We start from the raw sequence: 10,671 nt of genomic DNA on the forward strand, positions 1-10,671 counted from the left end.
CTAGTGACTTATAAGTTTATTCATCTCTAAATATTGATCTTGCTGCTTTTTCGACAAGAAGATCAATTTTTTGCTTTAATGAGGTCAGAATGTATCGAATAAACTGATATGTTAGATTGATGTCTTTTTTAACCTTCATTCCTAGCATAATCATTATCTTCTTGATCAAGTTATAAACCCAAGAAGATAGACTTTTAGAGAAATCAATCCCTTGTTGTAAAACATAAGCTAGCATGTCTAACAGTGTCACACCGGTGGCTATGCCGAATTGTATAGCTATTCCGGTTAGCTTAAGAATTTTCAAGATCACATAAGATATGGCCTTATTGATCATTTCCATTGTGTTAATTGTGAAGCTTATTGGACTATCAGATTTTAGCCAATTTTCAATTTCTGATGGAGAGGTGGGTGGCTCTAGTTCATACATGGTATCCCAAGAGCTAGCTTTATTTACACTCTCTATATATCTAAACATTTTATGATATTCACCTGAAGGTGAATTCCCGGGACTGTTCAGACAATATGCTTTCTCCCCATATGGCAAATGATAAAAGGGCCACATTGGCACCATAGGAACAACATCAGTTTTATGATACACCCGATATATATCTTTACCTTTATTTAACTCGCTGGTAACAAGTTTAACAAAACTTAAAGCCCCAACTCTTGGGCTGCCGAAAGTATATAGTTTTATGTTGTTAGTCGGAGATAGCCCTGATTTTTTTAACCATTCACTGGTAAGTGTTGCTAGAGCCCCTCCAAGGCTGTGTCCAACACAGTGGATTGTTCTAACATTATGACCTAGGGAAGAGATTTTTTCTTTTAACTCTGGCAAGATGCTACCAAAGCATTTATTGAAGCCAGTATGCACAAGCCTATTTGTTTCTGAAGGAGAAAATCCAACAGTTGCATCCGTTGCCCAGTCAAAGTAATTGTCTGTTCCTCTCAGGAGGACGAGTACATCATTTTCAAACTCTCCCTTGCCGTTTGCTACGATACCAAAACCGGTTCTTTTCTTTATAACCCATAATGTCCCTGAATTGCCGTCAATGACATCGTCGTGATTTGAAAAATCCCATTGGTTTTTAAAACGATCAATAGTTGGCGGGGTGAATTTATCGCTTTGAATTTCGTAAACTGAGCTTGCTAATAATGCAGCATCTTTATGCGTAATTGTACTTCCCATCCTAGTCCTCCTAACCGTGATATGAAATACCTCGGTGGTTTGTTGCTAATTAACTCCGATAAATAAGTATGAAATACAACATATCTTGACCAGATGGTTTTCTGATCATGATTAAGTGTTAATACGTAACACACGTGCTGATTATTAGGCCTTTATTGTTAAAGGCTTATTATTTTTATGAGTGGTAGATGTTATGTGGGCAATTGATTAATACTTTAGGGTTGTTAACTGTCTTGTGTTTTAAGTTTACAGTTGGTGCCCACAGAATTGAATGTCAAATGAATAAATTTGTATTCATCTGTTATTTCGCATTGGAAATCTAGTTTTTTACCCTCAAGTTCAGAGTTCAGTTCTTCGCTTCTCTTTACTGTTTCCCAAATTAAATAATCTTTTCCATTATGGTTAACTATTATTTTTTGATGAGAAACGAACTCTTTGGGAAGCAAATTTCTCTCTAGTTTTGTGAGTGGTTCAAAAGAAAAGTGGCCGTAACTATCAGTTATAGTAATATCTTCATAAGTTTTTCCATCACATTCCACTACTCTTTTTACTGATGTATTTTGAGTTGGGGAGTTTTCATATGTTAAATAGCCATTAACGGGAGAAAAAAGGAAAACCTCATCTTTTGTGAAAATTGACATAGATACTCCGCTAGTGGATGAAAGTATTATTACAATAAATAAGAGAAATCTAGACATTTTCAGCCGCCAATTAATACCGTCGGGCAACCGATAACTATTTTTCCACCATGCCCTGTGGTGTCTCCCATTCTTGCTGCAGGTTTCTTTTGCAGCATTACCGTTGTACTTCCCATGGCGACCGTATCGGGCGGTCCAACACAGGTACAAGTGCTACCAACGGTTGCTGAAGGCATCCCACCGATGATAACGGTGGGTGCTCCTGGGCTTACTACTGGGCCACCCACATGAGGTACTGTGCCGGTGACCATTGGGCATACATGCATATCACCAATACGGGAAGCTGGCTTACCCATAGTTTATCCCTCAACCCTACCGTTTCCGCCTCGTGCTAGATCGAGACCTTGCTCCATATAGCGCATGAACCTTTTGTTTGGATCGACTGGGTCAGATAGCACGGCAGCAAGGGTAACACTGCCTGCGACTGCATGAGCATAAAGGTGTTCTGGCGGCTCTACTACCGGCTCACCTTCGGCTGCTAAACTCCCATGACACCAACTCGCTGCAGTAGCCGCCCAGCTCGCTGGAGTTTTATGTTTTGTTTTAGCGCCGAATAGTTTGCAGCGTAAGCGGGCTTCCTCACTGGGCTTTTTAGCCCAGGTCTCAGCTGCATTAAGCGCATTAACATTGTCATCGTCAGTTTGAGGGCCTTGGATATCACGTGCCGCGAGGCAAGCCCACCACACAGCTTCCCGCTTTGGAAGGCCATGAGCAAGCAACTTGATCGCGTCTGGAAATAGGCCTGCTTCCACAAGGCGGTTTATGCTGACTTCTGGTGCTGTATCCGGTACCAGATGATCTTCTGCCTCGTCACTAACTTCAAAATTCTTAAGTAGTTCATCTGCGGTGAGAGCTTCTACTTTAATGAGGTCTGTCATTGGTATATCCCCATCAGTTAATCATGGTTACGCCGCCTTTCAGGGTCAGCATCCCGCCACCTTTAACTTCTGCAGTAGCGTCGCCCTTACAGGAAAGCATTGTTCCTTTGATGGTGATACCAGCTGGAGTCAGTTTAATACTGCTACCGCCGACTTTTAATTCAATGGATGCTTTGGAGGAAATCTTAATTGCACCCATTGCATCAGTAGTTTGAGAACCTTTACTGACCTTGAGTGTGTGATTTCCTGACCCGATAGTAACAACTTGATTGCCTTTACTGACATTGAGTTTCTGATCACCTTTTGAGATGGTGACAACTTCATTGCCATCGGTAACCGTAATAGTCCGGTCTTGCTTAACTTCAAGGGTTTGTTTGTTCTCTATCTTACCTGTTTGGTCATTATGGACGACAAAGTTATGGTCTTTGCCGGCTTCCATATAAAGCTCTTCGCTTCCGCCTTTGTCATCAAACCGAAGTTCGTTAAAGGCACTACCTTCATACTCAGTTTTCCAGCCGCTTTGAGTCGCAGTGTAGTTGGGACCAGGATTGTCGCCGTTATATACGGCTCCAGTTATCAGCGGTCTATCTGGATCACCATTAATATAAGTAACAATAACTTCTTGATTGACTCTGGGGACAAAATTGGCGCCCCAGTTTTTTCCGGCAAATGACTGCATCACCCGTACCCAACAGCTGTTTTGCTGTGAATTCCATGGAAACTTCACTTTGATTTGGGTATAGGGATCTTGTGAACTGTCAGAAGTGGTTGCTTTAACTTCAAGGACGCGTGCGACTTGCGGAGAGTGTACCTTCTTCGCGAAAACATTCGGTTCAGGTCTTGGAGTTACTGATGATGGGATACAACTGAAAGTATTGTGGAAATGTGTTTCCGCACTATTGCCATCTGTAGCAGAGATACGTACGGAAGTAATCAGGTACTTCCCTTTCTCTGACGATAATGTGTGGTCAAAATTAAAACGGCCACCAGCTGTGAATGAGGGGCAGTCACTGCGCCCATGGCTCACATCAAATAAAGCTTCTTGTGCTTCCATTGAACGCTCGGCTAGAGCCTTATGGTAGCTATCTGTAAATTTGTGCTTATTTTCACCGTCAGCCTGGAAATGGTTTAGCCCATAAAGGCCGCGCATGTAATTACTGACATCATTCAGTTGGCTGGTAGTTTTAACTTGCTGTTTATTATCTTTTGTTGCGGTGAACTCACAATAATCTTTCAGTTCAAATCCGCCACCATGATAATTGAAATTTCGCTGCCAGCTACTTACAGTATTTTTTGTCGGATGACTGCCGCTCCCATCGTACTCTATCTGTTCGCTTTCACAGTCATAGAAGTCCTGGCTATCATCACAAAGTACAAGTTCGTGTTGCCCATTTGAGTGCTTGAAGTAATAGGAGATACCTTCTTCAGCCATAAGGCGATTGATGAATTCAAAATCGCTTTCATCAAACTGCACGCAATATTCACGAGTTATGTATTCAGCATTTAATTTAACGCTTAGCTTTATAACTTTGCTGTACTCGCCCAAAACTTCTTCAAGAATCTGTTTAGCAGATTTCTTTTCAAAAATTCTGTTGGAGCCCCCAAGGCTGGTAAACCAAAGGCCTGGTTGAATCGTGGCGCTATAACTTCGTACTCCCTCAGCATTTACATCGCGCAGAGACAGTTGAGTAACGTAACCATTGATATAGCGAGGAGTTTCTGAGTGGTGTACAGAAACGGTAACAGCCTTGCCGACGATATCTTTCTGGCTTATTGCATGGTCATCGGATAGGAGCTGAAGTTCATAGCGGAAGAGTTTGGATATATGCTCTTCGCCTTGCAGGCTGGTAGCGATTACCGCATCGGTGCCGAGCGGGCTGTCGACTTTAATCAGTCTTCTATCTTGATTTAATGTAGTCATGGGCAGCCCCTACTATCCCTACGGTGCCTTGGAGAATAGTACTAGTTATTATACATTCAGTTATTTAGCTGAAAACTCAATAAGCGCTCAGCTAAATAACTGCAAAATAATGGTCTGCAGAATTTCCTGCAGACCATTGTATATGCAGATCAGATTCTGCTGGCTTACAGCGGCTTGGCTGTTTCCAGGTCGTATCCAACACGCATATTTTTGGGGTTCTTATTGGTCTTGTCTGCGTGGTTGAGGTCCGCTTCGATTTTAGCGTAGCTCAGGGATACAGACTCAGCCGGAGCGCCACCAGCGGAAGCCCCGATGCTGTAGGAGGAAATCAGGGTGTTTTCCAGTTTGTAAACAGCGTACTTCTCTACAGAGTTAGCACCGGTTTGTACTACGTGGATCTCAACGGTAACACCTTCGTCACCGGTTACAGAAGATTTGAACAGACCGCCGGAAGCAGCGTCGATGCGCTTGGTGAAGCTTACTTCGCTCAGGCTTGGACGAGAAGCTTCGCGGTTTGACATGGCGCCAGCTTCCATGGTAATGCCGCGGCCAACGCCGAAGTTGAAGCTGTCAATTTCGATCCAGTCCTCGTAGCCGGAAGCAGTAACATTGCCTTTGATGGCTTTGTTGTTGTAGTTCATGTAGATAGCCATGGGATGTCCCTCATTAGTTGGCGTGTGATGTTGGTGGTTAATCCCTTACCACCGCGATTCGCAGTAGTTCAGGTGGTCGTCGCGGTGGCAACTGTGATGATTTAAACAAAGAGAAAGCTAAAAACAAACTAATTTTCGAGTTATTTAATCGACTCTGGCACTAATTTCGAGAGGCAGTTTTATGCTGTTACGATTTATGCCTGTTTGCCCTAATTGACTCTGACACTAATTTAATATTGCTAAAAAGTAATAAATCTCTAACGGGGATAAATAAGTGGTTTGAGTCATGGATATTGATTGACAGTCAAATATCTATTTGAAAGCATTTACTGGTATTTTTTTGATAAGCTTGCTTTGTAATAATATGTAATTCAGCCTGATATCGGAGCGATACTCAGTGTTTTCGGGGGCTGGATCAAAATAATAGTTTGATGGCGTGTTAAGGCAAATTTATTTGAATATTGATTCATTGTTGCCACATAGGCTGTTCGATATACTTCGCACCCTACTTTATTGCCTTGCCCATTAGATCAATAACAAATTTTTTGCGGATTTGGATGTGTCGTAATGGTTTCCCATGGAGGCGGAATTGAACGATAAGACGCGTATTGTTCGGCCGAGTGACACTCCGCCGGGCTCAGGCCAATCAACCAGTGGGCTGACAGAAGATGGTGATATCACCGTTGTTGTGCAGCAGGATAAGACTGGAGCAAATGATCACCCCCCTGTTAAAGGTGCCCAACCGGTAATCCCTTCGGCTGCTGCCAGCTTTAGCTCAGATGCTACTGTCTTTGCGCCTTCTCCTAATCCTAATCGGATGGAAAGTGGGGCTGGGGCAAATGAAGTTTTGGGTGGTGTTTCTGCTGATTCGGCAGTAATACCTGAACCCTTTGGAGCTTCCGGCTCAAATGCAGTAACTAAAACTGTAATCAAAGGTCGATTTGAGCTTGACAAACTCCTGGGTGTTGGGGGGATGGGGGCAGTTTACAAAGCCCTTGATCGCCGTAAATTGGAAGCCAGTGACAGCGAGCCCTATGTCGCTATCAAGCTGCTTAATGATGATTTCCAAAAGCATCCCGATGCTTTTATTTCCCTCCAGCGGGAAGCGCGTAAATCACAAACGCTTGCACACCCTAATATCGTAACGGTTTACGATTTTGACCGCGATGGTGATCGCGTATTTATGACAATGGAGTTCCTTGAGGGTGCTCCATTGGACAAGTTGTTGCGCGACCATGCCGATGTTGGGCTGGAGCCCGAGCGTGCCCGCTCGGTATTTTGGGATATCTCCCAAGCCCTGATATATGCCCACTCCCATAAAATTGTTCACTCGGACTTTAAGCCAGGCAATATCTTTGTCACCAATAAGAAAGGTGCAAAAGTTTTTGACTTTGGTATTGCTCGAGCTGTTTCAGAGGGGGGAATCGCTAATAAGGCTGGCGAAACGACAGTATTTGATGCGGGCACTCTCGGAGCTCTGACTCCGGCATATGCGAGCCTAGAGATGCTCAAGGGAGCTGAACCGGCACCGAGTGACGATGTGTTTGCGCTGGGTTGCGTTGCCTACGAGCTGTTTTGCGGTCGTCACCCGTATGACAAGACACCTGCCGATAAAGCCATGGAGCAGGGCCTGCGGCCCAAGCGGATCAAAGGGCTTAATCGTAGGCAGTGGCGCGCACTTGAGTCAGCACTCGAACTAAAGCGCGAAAACCGCACGAGCACCGTAGAGAAGTTTGTACAAGCGTTCTTTGTTAGCCATACGTGGAAGTGGGCCCTGGGAAGCGCGTTTGTGTTGGTCTTAGGTGGAGCAGTAGTGGGCTATAGCCACCTGCAGCAACAGAATGCAGTAGAGCAGGAACGGGTCAGAGTCGAGCTTGAGCGCAAACATGAGCAGGAGTTGTTGGAGCGCCGTACTGCGGACAAAAAAGAGGCAATATCTAGGCTAATCGCACTGAGTATTCTGACTCCTGCGTGGGAGGAGGATCTCAGGCTTGAATTGGCAGAGTACGCTGAGTTGAACCCTGCTGATAAAGAGTTTCAAGATACTTCGCGTCGCCAGATATCAGAGCTATTTTTGGCAGCCGCTACAGGTCAATTGAATCTAGGCAATCTTGATCAGGCAGATGTGATGCTCAAGGGCGTGGCTAATTGGTATGGTGATTCCAGTGAAGCGGCGGCGATCAAGTCGCAGCTAGCTGCAGATAGAGAAAGTTTGCGGGAGAGGCTAGAAGCTGAGCGAGTAGCAGCAGAACGAGAGGCTGAGCAACTTCGTCTGGCTGAGGAGAGGGCCGAGCGCCGTCGTGTAGCCGCCGCTAAGCAAAAAGAAATTGATGCGGTGCTCGATGATATGGAGGTTGCACTGACTTGCAGCTTTGAAATGAGCGTTCCAGGTGTTGGTGCACAGCTTTCCCGGCTTGCACGCCTTGATGCGGTAAAAGCGAGAAAAATTAGACCTGTCGTCGGCGCTGAGTTGGCGAAATGTGCGTCAACCTTGGGTGCGAGGGACCCAGTTCAAACGGAGTCCTTAGTCGATCAGTTCAGAGCTCTTGTACCTACTTATCAACCTTTGAAGGAGTTTCGCTTGGATTTCTGCGGCCACCTCCCGCCGGGCAGTGGTGGGCGAGGTGAGCGATACAGTTGTCGTGATCGCTTGGCAGATGGAACTCAAGGCCCGGCGATGGTCGTTATCAAGGGAGAAGGTGGGCGCCATTTGGCTGTAGGGAAATATGAGGTGAGTAATGGAGACCTCCAAATTTATTGTGACACCATTGGCGGTTGTGGGACATTGCAGCTGGGTTTATCAGCGTTGCCAGCAAATAATTTACCCATTGAGATAGCTGAGGCTTATCTGAACTGGTTGAGCGATGAAACCGGGTATAAATACCGCTTGCCCACTGAGCAGGAATGGTTCGCGGCTGCGAGTGCTAATGGGCAGGGTGAAGTTGCAGACCGCAACTGTCACTTGAAGTATGGGGGTATTGAAAAAGGTGCTGAGCTAGTACCGGTGAGCTCTGGTTCCGCAAACGGGTTTGGTCTGGTAAACCCTGTGGGGAATGTTCAAGAGTGGGTTCGTGGCACTGGCGAAGAGATAATGGCACTTGGCGGTAGCCGAGAGGACCCTATGAGTCGTTGTTTGGCAATAACCAAGAAGCACCATACTGGCGAGCCAGATCGATTAACAGGGTTTCGTATTGTTAGGGATGTAAATTAATAATCTGTTTTTGACCGAGACTGAAATAAGTACACAACAGCTTGGCATACTGAAATTTCTTAAATTAATTGTCTGGGGGAAAAATGCTCGGGCTTAAAAAAAATAAGCTGGCATTCGCGGTGGCTGCTAGCTTTTTACTGTTTCAATGTCCTGGTTATGCTCAGGATGAAGGTTCGAGTTTTAGAAGTCAGGTTAGAGAGGCTTTTGATCAAGATACAGCCACAGTTAATGAGGCTGATGTAACTAAGGATTTTTTGCAGCGCACTTACGAAGCAAAAGCCCCTAATCTGGATACTGAAATTCCAGAAGTATCTCAAAGGAATCAAGGACCGCGAATTACAATCAAAAAATTTCATTTCCACCGTCTGGAAGAGTACCCAGAATTCGGTATTGATCGTGAAACGGTCGAGAAGATGGCTGAGGATCTGCGTATTAAGTTCATGAAGGAGGACAAAATCCTTTCTAGTGGCTATACAGTGGAGAATCTGGAAGAACTAGCAGTATTGCTGGATGGTATGGATGCCCAGTTCAATCCAGGCGGATTGGGTCCTTCGGAATTGCGAAAATTAATTAGTGTTATCGAAAAGCAAAATAAAGAACGTGGTATTAGTTATGCGGACCTTGAAGAAATAGCCGCGGAACTCACTAATTTCTATCGTCGCCAAGGCTTATTTCTTGCGCAAGTTCAAATTCCTGCACAGGAAGTTGAAAACGGTGTGGTTACTCTCACGGTTCAAGAAGGTTTGTTAGGGCAGGTTGTTGCGGAAGACAATAAGGGATATGCATTAGAGCAGTTAGCAGAGCCTTTTGAGGGGCAGCGTGGAAAATTAGTTAATCATGAGAGTATTGAGGAGGGGCTTTATCTACTAAATGACTTGCCGGGCTTAAATGTTACTGGCTATTTTAGTGCAGGAGAAAATCCAGGCGAAACACGGCTTAACTTAAAGGTTCGAGATGCAAAAGGTTGGAAAGCCACCTTCAGAACCGATAACCATGGCTCAGCTTACACAGGCGACCAACGTTTCTATACAACCATTGACTGGCTAAATCCCTTAGGGATCGGTGATGCTCTTTCCGTTGGATATTTAAAATCGACTAGCTTAACTAATTATGAATCAAATTTTGGTTCAGATTTGGGGCAGTTTAAGTATAGTTTTCCAATTTTTGGTCCCCGCACTCGAGTTCAATTCTCGGCTGCTCACAATGAATTTATTTTAAAAGACGTAGAAGACCCAGATAATACAGTAAATAAGCTGGATATACATGGTGATAACAAAAGTTATGCGATTACTTTAGATCATAAATTCCGAAGATCTAGGGATTTTAACCTTACCGGTTCTTTCAGTTTAACAGAGAAAAAGTCTAATCTTTTGGCCATCACTTCTTTTGATGAGCCGGGCGATCACGTATATGGTGGAGAGCTGGGCCTTTACTTTGATCATCTCTCTAGTGGTGTGATTCCCATGCTTAATATATTGAGTACAAATGTTCAATATGGAGAGCATCGAAGAGAGCTAGAGGAGTCTCTGCAAGAGGACCGCGGTGATAATTTTGCTAAGTTTTCTTTGAGTGGCAGTTCCCTCCTGTTTTTACCTATGCCATTTAGCGATGATCAATCACGTCTGATACTCAAGGCCCGAGCACAATATAGTGATAGTGCTTTGCCAGCTTTTGAACAGTTGTCGCTCGGCGGGGCCAATGGGGTGCGGGCGTTTGATGTAAGGGATTTTTCAGCTGATACCGCAGGACTATTATCTGCTGAATGGTATATGACTTTTCCAGATATGATAAATCCGATCCTATTTGATCAGCGTCTAAATGATATGTTTCAAATGGCGTTATTTACTGATTTTGGCTATGGCATCGTAAATAACTATAAAGAAGGCAAACAAGATGATTGGGCGAGATTTGCCGGTGGAGGTTTACTCTTTAAGTTTAACTGGAATGAATTTTTTGCCAGTAAACTATCGGTAGCCTGGCCGATTAAGACTGCCTCATCAATTGAAGGCACGGGGCTCGATATGGATGAGCCGACGGTATATGCGGATTTTTCTGTATTTTATAACTAATTAGTTAAAATTATTTATTAGCTGAAGTTGAGCAGGAGTTCTACGAAAGGTGCTG

Annotated in this window: 8 protein-coding genes; 2 read left to right on the forward strand and 6 right to left on the reverse strand. The window is 44.4% G+C overall.

Annotated elements, in window-relative coordinates; all coding sequences use genetic code 11:
* Positions 1-16: 16 nt before the first annotated feature.
* The 6 genes from ACJJI4_RS22130 to ACJJI4_RS22155 all read right to left on the reverse strand — a co-directional run bounded on the left by ACJJI4_RS22130 (position 17) and on the right by ACJJI4_RS22155 (position 5,336).
* Positions 17-1,186, reverse strand: a complete 1,170-nt coding sequence (locus tag ACJJI4_RS22130) for a lipase family protein (RefSeq protein WP_444906601.1) — start codon at positions 1,184-1,186, stop codon at positions 17-19.
* Between the two features lie 224 nt (positions 1,187-1,410).
* Complete coding sequence (locus ACJJI4_RS22135; RefSeq protein WP_444895416.1) at positions 1,411-1,827, reverse strand: DUF6795 domain-containing protein; 417 nt, start codon at positions 1,825-1,827, stop codon at positions 1,411-1,413.
* Positions 1,828-1,886: 59 nt separating this feature from the next.
* Positions 1,887-2,180, reverse strand: a complete 294-nt coding sequence (locus tag ACJJI4_RS22140; protein ID WP_413664124.1) for a PAAR domain-containing contractile injection system baseplate protein — start codon at positions 2,178-2,180, stop codon at positions 1,887-1,889.
* 3 nt (positions 2,181-2,183) lie between these two features.
* Positions 2,184-2,762 carry a DUF6931 family protein gene (locus ACJJI4_RS22145; protein ID WP_444926488.1) on the reverse strand — a complete coding sequence of 193 codons (579 nt, stop codon included), beginning with the start codon at positions 2,760-2,762 and terminating at the stop codon, positions 2,184-2,186.
* A 13-nt stretch (positions 2,763-2,775) separates the two neighbouring features.
* The gene (locus ACJJI4_RS22150; protein ID WP_444926489.1) at positions 2,776-4,683 is read right to left on the reverse strand and encodes a type VI secretion system Vgr family protein; all 1,908 of its coding nucleotides are present in this window, start codon (positions 4,681-4,683) and stop codon (positions 2,776-2,778) included.
* A 164-nt stretch (positions 4,684-4,847) separates the two neighbouring features.
* Entirely contained in the window at positions 4,848-5,336 is a 489-nt protein-coding gene (locus tag ACJJI4_RS22155) for an Hcp family type VI secretion system effector (RefSeq protein ID WP_413664127.1), read from the reverse strand.
* A 589-nt stretch (positions 5,337-5,925) separates the two neighbouring features.
* On the opposite strand from ACJJI4_RS22155, the gene ACJJI4_RS22160 reads away from it, so the two are divergent.
* Both ACJJI4_RS22160 and ACJJI4_RS22165 read left to right on the forward strand, forming a co-directional pair.
* The gene (locus ACJJI4_RS22160; RefSeq protein WP_444926490.1) at positions 5,926-8,547 is read left to right on the forward strand and encodes a bifunctional serine/threonine-protein kinase/formylglycine-generating enzyme family protein; all 2,622 of its coding nucleotides are present in this window, start codon (positions 5,926-5,928) and stop codon (positions 8,545-8,547) included.
* An 83-nt stretch (positions 8,548-8,630) separates the two neighbouring features.
* The gene (locus ACJJI4_RS22165) at positions 8,631-10,616 is read left to right on the forward strand and encodes a ShlB/FhaC/HecB family hemolysin secretion/activation protein (RefSeq protein WP_444895413.1); all 1,986 of its coding nucleotides are present in this window, start codon (positions 8,631-8,633) and stop codon (positions 10,614-10,616) included.
* Positions 10,617-10,671: the final 55 nt, after the last annotated feature.

It is taken from the genome of Microbulbifer maximicatervae (SeqCode), assembly GCF_052467305.1.